16 protein-coding genes and 1 tRNA gene are annotated in these 15664 nt (G+C 59.3%); 6 read left to right on the top strand and 11 right to left on the bottom strand.

Annotated elements, in window-relative coordinates; all coding sequences use genetic code 11:
* Positions 1 to 68: 68 nt before the first annotated feature.
* The 11 genes from ACUZ9Q_RS14650 to hisH all read right to left on the bottom strand — a co-directional run bounded on the left by ACUZ9Q_RS14650 (position 69) and on the right by hisH (position 11636).
* Complete coding sequence (locus tag ACUZ9Q_RS14650) at positions 69 to 1244, bottom strand: iron-containing alcohol dehydrogenase (protein ID WP_449248116.1); 1176 nt, start codon at positions 1242 to 1244, stop codon at positions 69 to 71.
* 62 nt (positions 1245 to 1306) lie between these two features.
* Positions 1307 to 2257 carry a glycosyltransferase family 2 protein gene (locus ACUZ9Q_RS14645; RefSeq protein WP_449248115.1) on the bottom strand — a complete coding sequence of 317 codons (951 nt, stop codon included), beginning with the start codon at positions 2255 to 2257 and terminating at the stop codon, positions 1307 to 1309.
* A complete protein-coding gene (locus ACUZ9Q_RS14640) occupies positions 2254 to 3297 on the bottom strand; it encodes a glycosyltransferase family 10 domain-containing protein (RefSeq protein ID WP_449248114.1) in 1044 nt (347 codons plus the stop codon). The genes ACUZ9Q_RS14645 and ACUZ9Q_RS14640 overlap by 4 nt, the downstream gene beginning before the upstream one ends.
* A gap of 104 nt (positions 3298 to 3401) precedes the next feature.
* Positions 3402 to 4181: a hypothetical protein gene (locus tag ACUZ9Q_RS14635; protein ID WP_192113200.1), complete on the bottom strand. Its 780-nt coding sequence runs from the start codon at positions 4179 to 4181 to the stop codon at positions 3402 to 3404.
* A 138-nt stretch (positions 4182 to 4319) separates the two neighbouring features.
* Positions 4320 to 6602 (bottom strand): L,D-transpeptidase Cds6 family protein, encoded by a 2283-nt coding sequence (locus tag ACUZ9Q_RS14630; protein WP_449248113.1) that lies wholly within the window; start codon positions 6600 to 6602, stop codon positions 4320 to 4322.
* Positions 6592 to 7173 carry an orotate phosphoribosyltransferase gene (gene pyrE, locus ACUZ9Q_RS14625; protein ID WP_410173094.1) on the bottom strand — a complete coding sequence of 194 codons (582 nt, stop codon included), beginning with the start codon at positions 7171 to 7173 and terminating at the stop codon, positions 6592 to 6594. The genes ACUZ9Q_RS14630 and pyrE overlap by 11 nt, the downstream gene beginning before the upstream one ends.
* A 9-nt stretch (positions 7174 to 7182) precedes the next feature.
* The gene (gene purB, locus ACUZ9Q_RS14620) at positions 7183 to 8499 is read right to left on the bottom strand and encodes an adenylosuccinate lyase (protein WP_192113199.1); all 1317 of its coding nucleotides are present in this window, start codon (positions 8497 to 8499) and stop codon (positions 7183 to 7185) included.
* Positions 8500 to 8506: 7 nt separating this feature from the next.
* The gene (locus tag ACUZ9Q_RS14615) at positions 8507 to 8902 is read right to left on the bottom strand and encodes an FmdB family zinc ribbon protein (protein WP_192113198.1); all 396 of its coding nucleotides are present in this window, start codon (positions 8900 to 8902) and stop codon (positions 8507 to 8509) included.
* 395 nt (positions 8903 to 9297) lie between these two features.
* The gene (locus tag ACUZ9Q_RS14610) at positions 9298 to 10179 is read right to left on the bottom strand and encodes a PP-loop family protein (RefSeq protein ID WP_449248112.1); all 882 of its coding nucleotides are present in this window, start codon (positions 10177 to 10179) and stop codon (positions 9298 to 9300) included.
* A gap of 49 nt (positions 10180 to 10228) precedes the next feature.
* Positions 10229 to 11008 (bottom strand): imidazole glycerol phosphate synthase subunit HisF, encoded by a 780-nt coding sequence (gene hisF / locus ACUZ9Q_RS14605; RefSeq protein ID WP_449248111.1) that lies wholly within the window; start codon positions 11006 to 11008, stop codon positions 10229 to 10231.
* The gene (gene hisH, locus ACUZ9Q_RS14600; protein WP_192113195.1) at positions 10998 to 11636 is read right to left on the bottom strand and encodes an imidazole glycerol phosphate synthase subunit HisH; all 639 of its coding nucleotides are present in this window, start codon (positions 11634 to 11636) and stop codon (positions 10998 to 11000) included. The genes hisF and hisH overlap by 11 nt, the downstream gene beginning before the upstream one ends.
* A 290-nt stretch (positions 11637 to 11926) precedes the next feature.
* Here hisH and ACUZ9Q_RS14595 point away from each other — a divergent pair, with 290 nt between their 5' ends.
* The 6 genes from ACUZ9Q_RS14595 (at position 11927) to hepT (ending at position 15633) form a co-directional block, all read left to right on the top strand.
* Complete coding sequence (locus ACUZ9Q_RS14595) at positions 11927 to 12847, top strand: sulfite exporter TauE/SafE family protein (protein WP_449248110.1); 921 nt, start codon at positions 11927 to 11929, stop codon at positions 12845 to 12847.
* 150 nt (positions 12848 to 12997) lie between these two features.
* Complete coding sequence (gene murI, locus ACUZ9Q_RS14590; RefSeq protein WP_449248109.1) at positions 12998 to 13840, top strand: glutamate racemase; 843 nt, start codon at positions 12998 to 13000, stop codon at positions 13838 to 13840.
* A 347-nt stretch (positions 13841 to 14187) separates the two neighbouring features.
* Complete coding sequence (locus ACUZ9Q_RS14585) at positions 14188 to 14463, top strand: HU family DNA-binding protein (RefSeq protein ID WP_022659096.1); 276 nt, start codon at positions 14188 to 14190, stop codon at positions 14461 to 14463.
* 130 nt (positions 14464 to 14593) lie between these two features.
* Positions 14594 to 14683, top strand: a tRNA-Ser gene (locus ACUZ9Q_RS14580).
* Positions 14684 to 14821: 138 nt separating this feature from the next.
* Positions 14822 to 15214: a type VII toxin-antitoxin system MntA family adenylyltransferase antitoxin gene (mntA, locus tag ACUZ9Q_RS14575; protein WP_215647539.1), complete on the top strand. Its 393-nt coding sequence runs from the start codon at positions 14822 to 14824 to the stop codon at positions 15212 to 15214.
* Positions 15214 to 15633 (top strand): type VII toxin-antitoxin system HepT family RNase toxin, encoded by a 420-nt coding sequence (gene hepT / locus ACUZ9Q_RS14570; RefSeq protein ID WP_449248108.1) that lies wholly within the window; start codon positions 15214 to 15216, stop codon positions 15631 to 15633. Before mntA ends, hepT begins: the two co-directional genes overlap by 1 nt.
* Positions 15634 to 15664 lie beyond the last annotated feature (31 nt).

Here is a 15664-nt window from a genome sequence, read left to right as displayed (position 1 = left end):
CAGACGGGGCAGTCTGGTATCCACCCCGGCCTGAAACGGGCCAACAATGCTATCTTCGACAGTTTCTCCTACCGCGAGGCAGCAAAAATGGCGATAATATCGGGCGGCAGCAGTTTTTTTACGCTGCCGATGTGGGTTTTGCCCACAAGGGCCTTCTCGGCCATTTCGGCAATCTGCGCATCCGTGGGCGCAAGATGCAGATCCTTCAGCGATGTGGGCATGCGTAGCGAGCGGAAAAACCGCTCCATGGCCTCAATGCCCCGCAGACCTGTGATGGTTTCCGTCTCCGCCGGGGCAACGCCCATGACCCTTTCTGCAAACAGGGCAAAGCGATCAGGCCGCAAGGGCAGCACATGGCGGGCCCAACTGCCCCATATGGCAGACAGCCCCGCACCGTGGGCCACATCAAACATGCCGCTCAACTCGTGCTCGATCATGTGCGTGGCCCAGTCGCCGCCGTCCGAGCCGCAGCCAGTCAGACCGTTGTGCGAAAGGCTGCCAGCCCACATGACTTCGGCTCTGGAATCGTAGTTGGCCGGGTCATCGCGTAGCACGATGGCGTGGTGCATGACCACGCGCATGAGGCCCTCGCCGATGCTGTCCGTTATGTCCATGTTCGAGCCATGCCCGAAATAGCGTTCCATGGTGTGCATGAGAATATCCACGCAGCCGCAGGCCGTCTGAAAGGGCGGCAACGACATGGTCAGCTCGGGATTCATGACGGCAAAGGCCGGACGGGCCATATCCGTTTTGAAGCTGCGTTTGAAGCCGTTTTCCTCGTTGGTCACAACAGTTGAACTGCTCATCTCGCTGCCTGCGGCGGCAATGGTCACCACGCAGCCAACGGGCAGGCAGGCGTCCGGCTTGCGCTTGCCCATGTAATAATCCCACACATCACCCTCGTTGGCGGCACCGTAGGCAATGGCCTTGGCCGAGTCGATGACGCTGCCGCCGCCCACTGCCAGCACAAAATCCACCCCTTCACTGCGCGCCAGTTCAATGCCCTCGCGGATCAGCGACAGCCGGGGGTTGGGCACGACGCCGCCAAGAGTGACAAAGGCAAGTCTTTCAGCCTGAAGGGACGTTTTTATCCTGTCCACAAGCCCCGAACGCAGGGCGCTCTGCCCGCCAAAGTGGATAAGCACCTTGCGGCATTTGCAGGCTTTGACAAGTGCGCCGGTCTGCTGCTCTGTATTTTTGCCGAAAACCACCCGTGTGGGCGTGTAGTACGTGAAATCGTGCATGGTAATCCTCCTGACTGTAAAAAACGCGCGGGCGGCCAAAGCGCAGGGCCGGAGCGTAAGCGTCAGATATTTTCTGCCAGCGCGGCGAGCGAAAGTGTACGCAAAAGCCTGCCTGCCCGATCCGCCTGTGCTGCATCCGCCGAGGCTTCGCGCAGAATGCGCGCCACAAAAACAAGCATATGGCGTTGCATGTATTCATCGTACCCATAACGGGCTGTCCAGGCCTGCCAGAGGGTATCAAGCCAACGCAACGCTGCTTCCGGCTCTGCAGGCCCGCCATAGATCAGCCCTGCATGCAGTGCCGCCTGTGCGCCTGTCGCCCGGATACCGAGTGGAGGGAACACATGCCCAAGCAGTGCGCGCATGTGCCACTGGCGGGCATGGGCTGCTGGCGCATAACGATAGTGCAGCAGCGGCTCTTGCAAATTGACCGCCTGCAATCCGGCCTTGAGCAGGGCATCGGCCCAAAAGGCCATGTCTTCTGCCCTTGCCAGGCTGGCGTCATAGCGTAAGCCAAAGGCGCGCATCGCGTCCAGCCGCACCATGACGCAACAGTTGGGCACAGGCACCCCAAACAGTGTGGCGGCTCGTGTTGCGCCCGGCTGCTCGGGAAACAGCTCAAGCGCGCTTGATCGCTCGAAATACTGCACGCCAGCACCGCAGATATGAATCTGGGATTGCGCCTCAAGGCAGGCATGTTGTGCTTCCAGCCGGTGGGGCATGGCAATGTCGTCCGCGTCCATCCAGGCCAGATACCGACCACGCGCACGGCCCAAGGCCATATTGCGCGCCGTGGCTCGCCCCTTGTTTGATGGCAGCAGCTCAACTCGAATCCTTTTGTCGTCAAAGAACTTCGCGAGGGCAAGGGTATTGTCTGTGGAGCCATCGTCCACCACCAGCAGCTCAAAGTCTTCAAAGCTCTGGGCCAGGATGGACTCTATCGCTTCAAGCAGATGGGCGGCGGCATTATAGGCGGGCATTGCCACAGTGATTTCTGGCGTGGACGAACTCACTTGCCCTCCCCCCTCACCTGCCTATACATGGCGGCCACATCAGCGCGCCCCGCGCCAAATATGGGCTCCGGTCTGCCCAGCGCAGGCAGTCTGCGGCAATAATCCGGCGCTGTTTCCATCATCCGGGCAGCGCGGGCAAAAACATTGGTGGTTTCCAGCATCCAGTTGCGGCACAGAACCAGCTCTGCTTGCCGGGCCTCCCACAAATGGCTCTTGATTGCAGACAGGATGCTCTGCGCGCAGGCTTCCAGATCGCCGAGCGGCAAGGGCAAAAATCCGGGTGCTGGGCAAACAGCGCCAAGGTTGGGCGCTCCAAGATAGAGCGGCAGCGCCCAGCCGAGCCAGGCATCGGACAGTTTTTCTGTCCAGAAGTTGTCGAGGTAGTTGTTTTCAAGCACCACATGATACTTGTAGGGCGCAATGGCCGACATTTTGTCGTCCACAGGATTGAATTCGCGCCCGTACACATGCAGCGCGTCCCCCAGCCTCTCTTTGAGCAGACTCACCAGTGCTAGTCGTGCGCGCTGTGCCGACGTTGCCGTCTTGGTGGAACAGACTACGGAAATCAAGCCTGTTTTTTCTGGCATAGGGAATGTGCGCAATTCACTAAGATTGCTGAATTTACTTATATTTCTTCCTGATGAACGTTCGACGCCGTAGTGCCAGCTCAGACAGGGGTTGCTGATGACCATGCAGCGCCGCTCGACACCGCGCAAGTCATAAGGCGACACCACCGTGCCGAACTGGCTGAGGTAGGAACGGGGATATTTCTTGATTTCAGGCGGCTCGGTGACAAAGAGGATACGCCGTTCACGGGGCACTGTGGTGCTGAAACCCGCAGGGGCTTCGTCAACAACCACAAGCCAAGCGCTGGCAGTTTCCAGCGAGGAGGGGAGCGATGTAGGGGAATGAAAGGCTGGAGGAGGCAGCACAAATTGCGCACGGCCCAGAGCGCCGTTGCCGTCTTCTGTCTGCCGCATCCAGGGCCAGGCCGCATGGATGGTGGCAAAATAGCACAACAGGGTGGAACTTTCAGCCACAAAGGCCTCGCAATGCCAAGGCCCCGGCCGCTTTTTCATGGTCAGAGGCCGGTTAGCAGCACCTCTTGCTCTGGGTGCATCGGCAACGGATGTTGAAAATCGCCTTAATGCTCAACGGCGTAAATATTGCGGAACACAACGCCATTTTCCTGGCTGCGCACTTCAAGAATGACCTGGGCGTTGGTGAGACTCATGGGGTGCTCGGCAGAAGCAACCATGACGGCGCGCTTGAACCGGCTGATACGAAAACTGCCCACATCTTCGGGCTCAAAACGCAGGGAATATTTTTTGCCATCGGCTGTCAGCAACGTGCCGCTGACCATACCAGAAAGTATCTTCTGGCTGTCAGTATTGCGCAGATCCAGTGCGACGCGAAGCTTGCCGCCCCTGATTTCACGCACCTGCACATTCCCTACCTTGACGTAATCAAGGTCAATGGAGGGAAAGTCCTCATGCCCCGGCCCTTCGGTGGTGCGGGCCGCGTCGCTGGCCCCGGCCTGAGGCTTGTCTGCCGCCGCTGGCCCGCCTGTAATTGCGGGGCCTTCACCCGGTGCTTCCGCTGCGGCGCCGCCAGTGCTGAGCCTACGCAGCACAAGCTCCCGACCTGGTATATTTTCTTCACGCAGCAGTTCTTCAAGGTGTTCCAGCCGTTCCGCATTGGCCTGTGCCGTCTGCGAATCGCTTTCAAAGCGCAGCACATTGTCCCGCAACTGCACGTTCTGCTGCCACAAAGTCCAGCACAGCCATCCCAGAACAGCGCAGGCCACGGGCAGGCAGGCCATCACCCCGAGGGCCGCCACAAACCGCCCCCTGCGCACTCGATAGCTGCGCCTGGGGCCGTTATCCCGCATCAGGATTATGCTGAGATTTTCGCGGTACTTCAAACGGTCCTCACGAACTTTGCGTTTGAAATTTCGGGATGGCCGCACACAACACCTTGTTATGATACCTCGCCATAAAACGGGGCAAACTGTTTGACCAGCCTCAGCCCACTGTCCAAGGAGACAAAATGGCAGAAGACCCTATTGACCTGCCTCTCCGATGGGAGCAACGGGAGCGCCAAGAGGTGCCCAGTCCTCGCGGGCGATACGCCAGGCCTTGCCGTCAAAGCGCAGCAAAAGGGTCTTGGTGCCGCGGTCCGTATGGCCGGAGCTGTCGGCATAGACCTGATTCATGTCGGCTCGCAGGCCCTGCTTGTCAGCCACCAGCCGCAGGCCCGTGATCTGAACCAATGTGGGCTGCACACGCTGCCAGAGCAGTTCCTTCTGCTTCTGAATATTCTTTGCGCCCCAACGCCCCTGCTGGATGGCATCGTCCGCATAGTATTCAATGTATTCGTCCAGACGTCCAGCTTCCCAGGCCTTGCGCCATTTTTCAACCATAGCGCTGGCGGCGTCGCTGACCTGATCCAGATAATCCGCTGCAAGGCCAAGTTCTTCTGGCTTGAACTGCGAAGCAACAATGCGGAAATCGCCCTTGTTGTCCCGGCTCCACCAGAAGGAACGCACACCTTGCTCCATGCCGTTGGGGGCCACCACAAGCTGCTCGCAATGACTCACAGCCAGTGAACCCTGGATCTCGAACTTGGGCTTGCGGCTTATGAGGCGCAGCCACGGCACCGCAAAGCGGCGATCAAGTTCGCGCATGGTCGAATTGTAGGAATATCCCCGAGGGGTTCCGGCTTCTCGGTTGTACTTGGCCTGATCGTAAAGAGAGGCGATGTTGGTCGAACGCGCGGAAAAATCCGCATTCCAGGCCTGCACGGCCTTTTCCAGCGCGGCGCGGACTTCCGGAGTAAGGCTCAATTGCTGGGCTGCCGCTGCCACGGGAGCATTGGCTTGTGCCGGCGCTGCTATGGGAGCCTGAACAGACGTCGGTGCAGGCAAGTTAACAGCCTGCTGGACCTCGGCGGGTTTTGCCGCCTGATCGGCAGGTTTGGCAGGTGCGCCCTTGGGGGCGGATTCCGCCTCGCTGCGGGCCGCTTCTTCCATTGCGGGGCGCGCTCCCCAGTTTACTTCTGCTGGGGGTGTCGCATTGCTGCGGCGGGGCACCAAAGGATCATTGGCCGCCATAAGTTTGTCGCCCTGACCAGCCTTGGCGGTAGCGGTTTTGTCCTGCGAGGGCTGCGGCGCGGCAAGAGCCGTTGCCTCCGCTTTTTCAGGCGCGGCTTCGGGCATATCCAGCCGGGGGCGCTGAGGTGCTTCAGAGGAAGCATCGCTGACCTGCTGCAAGGGCGCTTCGGCCACAAGCTGGCCCTTCTGAAAATCGGCGCGCATACCCAGATCCCGCGGGGTCCATTCCATACCAACAATGCGGAACTTCTGGTCGTTATCTCGCTGCCAGTACAAACGGCGCACGCCTTCAGTGGAAAGATTGGATGCCGTATAGAGCTGCTCTGACCAGGTTACCCAATACCCCGGCCCTTCCAGCACGTTGATCTTGCGATTGAAAATCTTGATGAACCGAAGCGACTTGAACAGACGCTCCTTGTTCTGCCGGAAGGCCGTGAAATTTTCCGTCATGGCCCTGGAATAGGCATCGGGATTATAGTAATCAAACATCTTGACCGAACGGGAGGCCCAGGCGTTGCTCCAGTTCTGCATCAGGCGGCGCAATTCGTTGGCAGTGCTGCTGTCGGGGCGGGGCTGGGCGGTCTCGTCCATCTTTTCGGCCAGAACCACTGCCGTGCCGGGCGTCAGCTGCGGCCCGACCTCGTCGATTTCCTTCAGCCCGATGGGCACACAGCCACGGGTGGAAAGCGGTTCAATGCCAAAACCCTTGCTGTGAATCCAGATGCCGTGGCCGGTTTTGCCGCGCAGGCGATCCACGGGGTTAGGATAGTTCAGGGTATAGGCAATGCCGCCGTATTCCTTAAAATCCAGCCCGCTGGCAATTTTGTATTCCACAAAGTAGATGCCTTCGGGCGTACGCAGATCGTTGAGCGCCTGTTTGTCGCCGGGCAACTGGCCTGTGGTGCAGGGATAGGTGTATTTGAGCTTGAGGGGGCTTTTCTTCTCAAAAAACATGAAGGTCTGGCGCTTTTTGTCCACAGCCACCAAATGCGTAGGAAGCCCCTCGTTGTACAGAGAGGCTTGCCATTCTTCGGCCTGCGCCAGATGTGGAGCGGCAAGTGGGCAACCAATGCCAAAGGCCATCAGCAGCCCCAAGGCCATGCATCTGACAAGGCAATTGGCCAGACAGCTGATCAACGGCCTGACAATGGAACTGACAGCAGAGCCAGCCAGACGTTGCGACAATGCCACATGGGGCAAGACGCGCGGGTCGGTGAGAACCTTAACGCGCAAGGTCCACCAATTCCGCACGGGTAAAGAGCGCAAGCAGGTCATATCCCGCCTCACGGAGCTTTTCCCGGCCACCTTCCTCCCGATCCAGAATGGCGCAAACCGCCACAATGGACAGGCCAGCGTCAGCAATACGATCGCAGGCCTTCAGCAGAGAACCGCCGGTGGTAACAACGTCTTCAAGCATGGCCACGCGGTCGCCCGCGCAGAAATTGCCCAGCCCTTCAACAAACTGCCCTGTGCCGTGCCCCTTGGCTTCCTTGCGGACCAAAAGGCCGTTCAGCGGTCTGCCCTGTTCATGCGAGATGACAGTGGTAGCTGCAACCAGCGGGTCAGCGCCCATGGTCATGCCGCCCACCCCCTTGATGTCCATCTCGCGGAGCATGTGGTTGAACAGGGTTCCAATAAGCCACGATCCTTCGGCGTGAAGCGCCGTGACGCGGCAATCAAAATAATAATCGCTTCTGCGGCCTGATGCCAGCACAAAATCTCCCTCGCGGTATGATTTTTCTACCAGCAGGCGGGCAAGGCGGCGCTTGAGCGCCAGCAGTTCTTCAGAAGAAAGAGTTTGCATGACAGCTCCTTACGCCTTGTTGGCCGCAGCGTTCTTGAACACCCGGGCAAAAATTTCGTCTTCGTGCTGCAGGTAGTACGAAGGATCAAAAAGCTCGGCCAACGCAGCTGCGCCCAGCCGCCCGCTCATGTCGGCATCGTTGCGCACCAGATCGGGGAAGGGCGTGCGGCTTTCCCAGCTCTGCATGGCAAGGCGCTGCACGGCTTCATACGCCTGCTGGCGCGGAAGCCCGGTGGCAATAAGGGCCGTCAGCACACGCTGCGAAAAATACAGGCCGTAAGAACGTTCCATATTTTCACGCATGCGCTCGGGCTTGACCACCAGCCCTTCAAGCAGTTTTGTGAGGCGGGTCAGCACATAATCGGCCAGGATGGTGGAATCGGGCATGATAACCCGCTCCACGGAAGAATGGCTGATGTCGCGCTCGTGCCACAGGGCCTGATTTTCCAGCGAGGCAAGAGCGTTGGTACGCAAAAGGCGCGAAAGACCGCTCATATTTTCTGCCGAGATGGGGTTCTTTTTGTGCGGCATGGCCGACGAACCCTTCTGTCCCTTGGCAAAGCCTTCTTCCACCTCGAGCACTTCCGTGCGTTGCAGGTGGCGCAGTTCCACGCACAGGCGCTCCACACCGCCAGCCAGCACGGCAAGCGAGGTGAAGAAGTGGGCGTAACGGTCGCGCTGAATGATCTGGGTGGAATGCGGATCAACCTCAAGCTCAAGATAGCTCAGGGCGCGCTGCTCAAGCTCGGGCGACAAAAATGCATAGGTACCCACCGCGCCGGAGATTTTACCCACGCGCACGCTTTCAATCCCGGCTTCAACCCGGGCAAGGTGCCGCTCAAATTCGGCGTAAAATCCGGCCATTTTGAGCCCAAAGCTGGTGGGTTCCGCGTGGATGCCGTGGGTGCGGCCCATGCACAGCACACCCTTGTGGCGGCGGGCCAGACTTTCAATGGCGGTCAGGAGCGCGCGGATGTCCTTGAGAATCAGGCGCCCGGCCTGCATGAGCAGAAGGGCGTTGGCCGTATCCACGATATCGGAGGAGGTACAGCCCAGATGGATGTAGCGCGCGTCTTCCGCGCCAACCTTTTCTTCAAGCGAGGTCAAAAAAGCGATGACGTCGTGGCGGGTCACTTCTTCAATAGCCAGAATGCGATCCACATCAATGGAAGCCTTGGCCTGAATATTTTCCACCGCGGCGGCCGGGATGCGGCCCATGTCGCTCCAGGCCCGGCAAACGGCAACTTCCACATCAAGCCATGCCTGATAGCGGTTCTCAAGGGTCCAGATACGGCCCATTTCCTGACGGGTGTAGCGATCAATCATGGCTGCCTCATGAAGCCGAGCTGGCGGCTTTGGTGGGTGCCGACGCTGCGGACCCTGTGGTTGGCGTAGGGGCGGGGGCCGCCTTGGCGGCGCTGTTTCCAGAATCGGATGCTGATGCGGAGGCTTTTTCGCCTGCCGTACCGCCGGAAGCGGGGGCAGAGGAACCGCCGGAGGTGTCGGAGGAGGAGGCCGTTGAGCCGCCTTCTTCCTTGACGCCCTTGCGGTAGCCGTAGTCGCTCACATACCAGCCGCCGCCCTTGAGGACGAACGAGGTGTGCGACATGATGCGGGGCGAAGGCTCACCGCACTTGGGGCAGGGTTCCTGCCCGTGGGATTCCGATGCCTTGACCCATTCCTCAAACGTATGCTGACACTTGGGGCACTGATATTCGTAGATAGGCATGGTAACACTAAAAAGGCCATGACACGGCATGCTGCCGCGCTGACCGCTGCTGCTTGTTTGCGCCCCGCGCGGCTGCCAGGAGGCAGCCGGGCCGAGCACCATATGTGACGGCGCGTCAATCCGCAGCCGTCGGAACGCCGGTTTCCCGTGTCCGAAGCTTAGGCCTTGGCAGCCTTGGCTTCGCGCACGCGCTGCTTCAGACGCTCTTCACGGCGCTTACGGCGGCGATCCAGTTCTTTCTTACGCTCAATTTTCTTATGTGCCATGATTCCCTCCAGGGGCAAGCCCCGTTAATATAAGTGGGTATTCATATGCTCTTTGATCGGCAAAGTCCAGCCCCGAGCCACATTCCGGGCCGAAAACACTGACCGCAGGCGGAAAAATATCTGCCTCGTCTAGTGCCTTCCGGCGCTGTTGCCCGCATCGTAAAAGCCGCTGATATTGCCGCCAGCCTCCAGCCCGCACGGCCAGAAACCATGACGGATCAGGATGTTCCGCAATTCGGGGAGCAGTTCTTCCGGCAGTTTTTCAGCCTGCAACACAGGCTCCGGCGTGAGCCGCAGACGAAAATCCCCCAGCGCGCCCACACTGCCCTCCTCCAGCACAACGCATTGCGACTCCCCTTGTGCGGAGGCGGTTGCCCCCAAAGCCGCAAGATCGGCCTCCGCCGCCGCCAGACGCGCCAGAGTGCCGGCCTCGGGCCGCATGCCGTAGGCCAGCCGCGTCAGCAGGCAGGGGCGTGCGCGCTGCCACGGCCTGTCCAGCCCTGTGGCGCGGGCGGCCTCGCGCACTTGCGCCTTGGTCAGCCCGGCTTCAGCCAGGGGGGAATGCACGCGGCCTTCTTCAAGTGCGCGCAGTCCCGGTCTGTAGGCCTGCAAATCATCCGCATTGGTGCCATCGCAGAGCACGCGGTCATGAGCTTCCGCCATGGGGGCAAGCTCGCCGCGCAACAGAGCCACAAGCCCAGTCTTACAGCCGTAGCAACGCTGGGGGCTGTTGGTCTCCACCTCCGCCAGGGCAAGAGGATCAAACCGCGCCGTGTGCAGGCGCAGGCCGCGCTCACGCGCCCAGGCTGCGGCCCCGGCGCTTTCCTGCGGGGGGATGTGCGGGCCATAAACATGCACAGCCAATACGTCGCAACCGCACAACAGGGCCGCATGGCATAAAAAGCGGCTGTCCAGCCCGCCGGAAAAAGCCACCGCCAGGCGGGGCAGATCGCGCAGCGCGGCGGCAAGCGCAGCTGGAACCTGATCCGCGCGGAAAAGATTTTTACTCATATCTTCTACTCTTGATACGACAAAAGGCCGCACAAGCCTTGGACCGGGCCTACCAGGTCATACGCACCTTGGCCCCGTGCCCGGCTATATATTCCTTGCACTGCCGGATGGAATACTGCCCGTAGTGAACAATGGACGCGATCAGCGCAGCAGAGGCCCCGCCTTCGGTAACTGCCTCGAGCATGTGGCGCGGCTCGCCCGCACCGCCGGAAGCGATCACGGGGATGGACACGGCATCGACTATGGCGCGGGTCAGCTTGAGTTCGTAACCATCCTTGGTGCCGTCCGCATCAATGGAATTGACGCAGAGCTCGCCAGCGCCCAGCTCCTGACAGCGGCGCGCCCAGGCAATGGCATCCAGCCCCATGCGTTTGCGGCCGCCGTGGATGACGATCTCATAGCCCGAGGGGATTTCTGCGCTTACCGGAACAGCCAGCACGTCCATGCCCACCACGATAGCCTGGGAACCGAAAGCATCCGCGCCATCGCTGATAATGTGCGGATCCTTGACCGCAGCCGAATTGACGGAAACCTTTTCCGCCCCGGCCAGCAGCACGGCGCGCATATCCGCCACGCTGGAAATGCCGCCGCCAACAGAAAATGGAATAAAAATCTGCTCCGCCACGTGCTCCACTACATCAATAAAGATACCGCGCGCCTCGGCAGAGGCCGTGATGTCGTAAAACACGATTTCGTCCGCGCCTTCTTCATAGTACCGCCGCGCGGTTTCAACCGGATCGCCGATGTCTTCGTTGCCCACGAATTTGACGCCCTTGGTCAGTCGGCCGTTGCGCACATCCAGACAGGGAATCACTCGCTTACTGAGCATGACGCGCCTCGCAGTAGTCGTAGAAGTTGCGCAGAATTGTCAGCCCCGGTCGCCCGCTTTTTTCGGGATGGAACTGGGTGGCCCACAGGCCGTCGCGCCCGTATACGGAGCAGAATTCCTTGCCGTAGGTGGTGGTGGCAATCACAAAGGTGGGGTCCGGCTCCACATAATAGCTATGCACGAAATAAAATTCCGCAGTGGGGGCAACACCCGCGAGCAGAGGGCAGGGGGCGGTCGCCTTCAGGCTGTTCCAGCCCATATGCGGGATGGGCGCGGGGGTGCCGTCCTCTTCGCGCATGTTGTCTTCAAAACGGCGGCACAGGCCCGGCACGATGCCAAGGGTTGTGGTGTCGTTTTCTTCACTGCGGTCAAGCAGAATCTGGCAGCCCAGACAGATACCCAGCAGGGGCTGGCCGCGCTTGACGCACTCGCGCAGCAGCACGTCAAGGCCCGTGGGGTGCAGGGCGCGCATGGCCTGCCCGGCAGCGCCCACACCGGGGAAAATGATGCCGTGGGCGCGTTCCAGTGTTGCGGGGTCCGCCGTGATGGCGCAAGGTATACCCAAATGTTCAAGGGCGCGGCGCACGCTCGTCTGATTGCCTGCCTTGTAGTCCAGAATGGCCAGCATGGTGCATCCTCTGCTTGTTGTTGCCGTGGGGGGATTGGCGGCTAGTGGCTTTGAAAGATGTATCATACCTTTTTGCCGCTGCGCAGGCAACGCGCAGGCTGGCATGATGCCCCGGCATCGCAGGAAAAATCAGCGCGCCAGCAAGCGGCGGCGGCAAACCTTTTGCGGAATGGCGTGACAATTTCAATGTTCACGGTTATTATAGAAACCGTGAACATTAGAACTTCCCATGCAAAGAATTTATTTAATATTTTACTCTAGTTACAACGCCATTCGCGCAGGAGGCCAGCATGTATTTTCCCACTGCAGGCATTGAGTGCAACCCGTTTGTTCCTTTTGCGGTGGCTCTGGGCATCTCTTTTTTCACATCCATGGGCGGCATCTCGGGCGCTTTTTTGCTGCTGCCGTTTCAGATGAGCGTTCTGGGTTATACCAACCCCAGCGTCAGCGCCACCAACCAGTTCTTTAACGTGCTGGCCTGTCCCTCGGGCGTATGGCGTTACTGGCACGAGGGGCGGCTTGTGTGGCCGCTGGCCTTTACCATTGCCCTGGGCACATTGCCGGGCGTGTTTATAGGGGCCATCGTGCGCATCAATCTGCTGCCCAATCCCCAGAGCTTTAAAATTTTTGCGGGTCTTGTATTGCTGTACATTGGCGGGCGCATGGCCATGACCACATGGCAAGGCAGGGCCTCGCTGTGGGCGCGCAAGGAAAAGAAAGAGAACATGCCCACCTGCGAGGACAAAAACGGCAGGCTCATGTGCTGCCACGTGCTTTACTGGAACATGAAGGAAGTGGCCTTTGTGTTTCAGGAAACCAAGTATGTTGTCGCCACCCGCGCGCTTGTGCTGCTGAGCCTTGTGGTGGGGCTTGTGGGCGGCATCTACGGCATCGGCGGCGGTGCCATTATGGCGCCGTTTCTGGTTTCGTTTTTCGGGCTACCTGTCTATGTTGTTGCAGGCTCCACGCTCTTTGCCACCTTTGTAACATCCGTTGCGGGCGTGTCGTTTTACGCCCTGCTCGCGCCCTTTTACCCGGATATGGCCGTTGCGCCTGACTGGCGCATGGGCGTTCTGGTGGGCCTTGGCGGCATGTGCGGCATGTATGCCGGTGCGCGTTGTCAGAAGTTTGTGCCTTCCATTGCCTTGAAGGCCCTTTTGACCGCAGTTTTGCTCTTTACAGCCGTGCGCTATTTGGGCCAAGGTTTCTAGCGCCGCTGCCGCCCGGAATTTTTCTGGCCGGAGCGCTTTCGACCTGCCTCAGGGCAGCGCCGGAGGCGCTTCGTCTGTTTTGGGCAGGCAGCAAAGGCCCCAAGGCGCGCGTTTTGCAGTATCGCGCGCGGCACTGTAAAGGAAATTGCAATGAATGATTCTTCCCGGTTGCCCATTGGCCTGTTTGATTCCGGCATGGGCGGCCTCACGGTTTTCAAGGCTCTGGCAGAATGTCTGCCCGGCGAAGATCTGCTCTACCTTGGCGACACCGCCCGCCTGCCCTACGGCACCAAGGGGCGCGACACTATAACGCGCTATACGCTCAAGGCCGCCCAAAAGCTGGTGGACCTGGGCGTTAAAATGCTCGTTATTGCCTGCAATACGGCTACCTCTGCGGCGCTTTCCGCAGTGCGGGAGCAGTTTGCCCCGCTGCCGGTCATGGGCGTGGTGGATCCTGGCGCGCAGGCGGCTGCCGCAGCCAGCGCCAACGGTCATATAGTAGTAGTGGCGACAGAAGCCACCATCTCCGGCGGCGCATACCAGAAGGCCATTGCACGCATCCGGCCTGACGCCGTTGTGACCGGGCGTGCCTGCACCCTGTTTGTGCCCCTAGCCGAAGAAGGCTGGATGAACGGCCCCATTGTGGAAGGCGTCGCAAGACGCTATCTGGCTGATATTTTTCCATTTGAGGGAGCAGCCCCCACAGGAAATCTGAAACCCGATACCCTGCTGCTGGGCTGCACGCATTTTCCACTGTTGCAGGAAGCACTGCAAAACGTGGTGGGGCCGCAGGTTCGCATAGTGGATTCTGCCGCCACCACGGCGCTGTGCGTGGCTGACGAGCTGCGGGCCACCAACCTGCTGCAGCCCGCGGATAGCGGCGCGCACTACCGTTTTTTGACCACAGATAATGCAGCCCGCTTTGCCCGGACAGGCAGCCTTTTTCTGGGCCGCAACCTCAGCGATGATGAAGTTTGCCTGGTCGATCTATAACAGTATTTTTAATCATTATTTTCGGACAGATAAAAAACTTCCAGTACGGGGCAGACTCTTGTATTGAGCCTGTTTGCCCAAACGGTATTTCGTGAAAAGCTAGAGCAGACGCGGGATTCTGCGCTTTTTCGTTGACAGGAAACCGCCCCTAACGTAAGGAAACAAAAGTTCTGACCGCTGTAGAAGCGGTTTTGCTTACGATTCCCCCATGACGTGAAAAAGCCTTGGCGGCTTTTTTGCGGCTGTTTCATTTGAGTGCGGCGAATCGGGCCCCGGCACCAGACTTCTGGCATGTCTACCCGATCCGGCTTGCAGGGAATAACCGAAATCCTTTATGGAGTAGCATCATGACCAAAGCTGAGCTCGTAGAAAAGATCCATGCCAAAGCCGGCCTGCCCACCAAGGCCAAAGCCGAAGAAGCTCTTGACGCCGTGGTGGCCTCGCTGCGCGAAGCCCTGGCCTCTGGCGAATCCGTGACCTTCACCGGTTTCGGCAGCTTCAAGGTAGTTGAGCGCGCCGCCCGCAAGGGTCGCAACCCCCGCACCGGCAAGGAAATCACCATTCCTGCCAGCAAGGTTGCCAAGTTCACGCCCGGCAAGGGCCTGAAAGACGCCATTAAGTAAGTGGCGTAGCGACACATTTTTTCGGCGGCGCTATTGCCTTCACACAGGGTAATCGCGCCGTCGATATTTTCTCCCGCCATGTACGCGGCATTTTGGCCGCACTACATAAAGCCGGAGAAAACACCTCTGCGGAGGGGTGGCAGAGCGGTTGATCGCGGCGGTCTTGAAAACCGTTGAAGGTGTGAGCCTTCCGGGGGTTCAAATCCCTCCCCCTCCGCCAGTTTGCTTGTACGTGATTAGAAAAGAGCTGAAACCTTTGCGGGTTTCAGCTCTTTTGTTTTGGCAGGGCGCACTCACGCTGGTCATCCCGCATATTGATTGTTATGTTGCATCAACCACCACAATACTGGAACGCAGCATGACAATCACCCTCGTCCAACAAGTAGCAAGAACGCTCGCGCCTCATCCTGAAATTCAACTGGCGTTCGTGTTTGGCTCCGCAGCCCGTGACGCGCTACGGCCCGACAGCGATGTGGACGTGGCTGTGCTTGCGGCATCTCGGCTCTCGCCCGAGGCTCGGCTTGAACTCATGGCCGAACTCGGCCTTGCCGTGAAACGAGAGATTGATCTTGTTGACCTTTCTACGGCCTGGGGGCTGATTTTACGTCAGGTGCTGACCACAGGCGCACTGGCCCTCAAGCGTTCAGACACCGCCCATGCCATGCTGCTCAAGCGCATGCTTTTTGATCAGGCAGACATGGAGCCGCTACGCCAAAGAATCATTGAAAAAAGTCTGGAACGGGGGTTCTGATGGATACGGATGTCATCAAGGCAAAGCTTGTTTCACTCCAGCGCTGTATGGAGCGTATCCGCCAGAAAACACCGGCAAATGCGCAGCAACTCGCAGAGGACTTTGACCTTCAGGACATTCTTATTCTGAACCTGCAACGTGCCGTGCAGATCAGCATTGATATTGCCACCAGCATCCTTGCCGACTCCCCGGCGGTGCCTTCAACGATGGCGGAGGCCTTTTTGCTGCTGCACAGACAGGGGGTACTCTCCGAGGCTGTGGCGCGCAAACTCGCCAAGAGCGTTGGCCTGCGCAATATCGCAGTGCACGAATACACCAGTCTGGACTGGAATGTGGTCTACGCCGTGGCGCATACGCACATTGAAGACTTTGCGGAATTTGGCCGAGAGATCAGCGCATGGGTGAAATGGCGAGCCTGAATACTTGCTCATTGCCTTATACAACCGAGAA

The organism is Desulfovibrio desulfopostgatei, from assembly GCF_053570645.1.
Note: the sequence above shows the minus strand (reverse complement) of the source record. Positions and strands in the feature narration are given on the sequence as shown.

Coding starts and splice junctions, on each gene's coding strand:
- ACUZ9Q_RS14650 (WP_449248116.1), bottom strand. CDS start 1,244: ATGCACGATTTCACGTACTACACGCCCACACGGGTGGTTTTCGGCAAA.
- pyrE (WP_410173094.1), bottom strand. CDS start 7,173: ATGCAAACTCTTTCTTCTGAAGAACTGCTGGCGCTCAAGCGCCGCCTT.
- purB (WP_192113199.1), bottom strand. CDS start 8,499: ATGATTGATCGCTACACCCGTCAGGAAATGGGCCGTATCTGGACCCTT.
- ACUZ9Q_RS14615 (WP_192113198.1), bottom strand. CDS start 8,902: ATGCCTATCTACGAATATCAGTGCCCCAAGTGTCAGCATACGTTTGAG.
- ACUZ9Q_RS14610 (WP_449248112.1), bottom strand. CDS start 10,179: ATGAGTAAAAATCTTTTCCGCGCGGATCAGGTTCCAGCTGCGCTTGCC.
- hisF (WP_449248111.1), bottom strand. CDS start 11,008: ATGCTCAGTAAGCGAGTGATTCCCTGTCTGGATGTGCGCAACGGCCGA.
- hisH (WP_192113195.1), bottom strand. CDS start 11,636: ATGCTGGCCATTCTGGACTACAAGGCAGGCAATCAGACGAGCGTGCGC.
- ACUZ9Q_RS14595 (WP_449248110.1), top strand. CDS start 11,927: ATGTATTTTCCCACTGCAGGCATTGAGTGCAACCCGTTTGTTCCTTTT.
- murI (WP_449248109.1), top strand. CDS start 12,998: ATGAATGATTCTTCCCGGTTGCCCATTGGCCTGTTTGATTCCGGCATG.
- ACUZ9Q_RS14585 (WP_022659096.1), top strand. CDS start 14,188: ATGACCAAAGCTGAGCTCGTAGAAAAGATCCATGCCAAAGCCGGCCTG.
- mntA (WP_215647539.1), top strand. CDS start 14,822: ATGACAATCACCCTCGTCCAACAAGTAGCAAGAACGCTCGCGCCTCAT.
- hepT (WP_449248108.1), top strand. CDS start 15,214: ATGGATACGGATGTCATCAAGGCAAAGCTTGTTTCACTCCAGCGCTGT.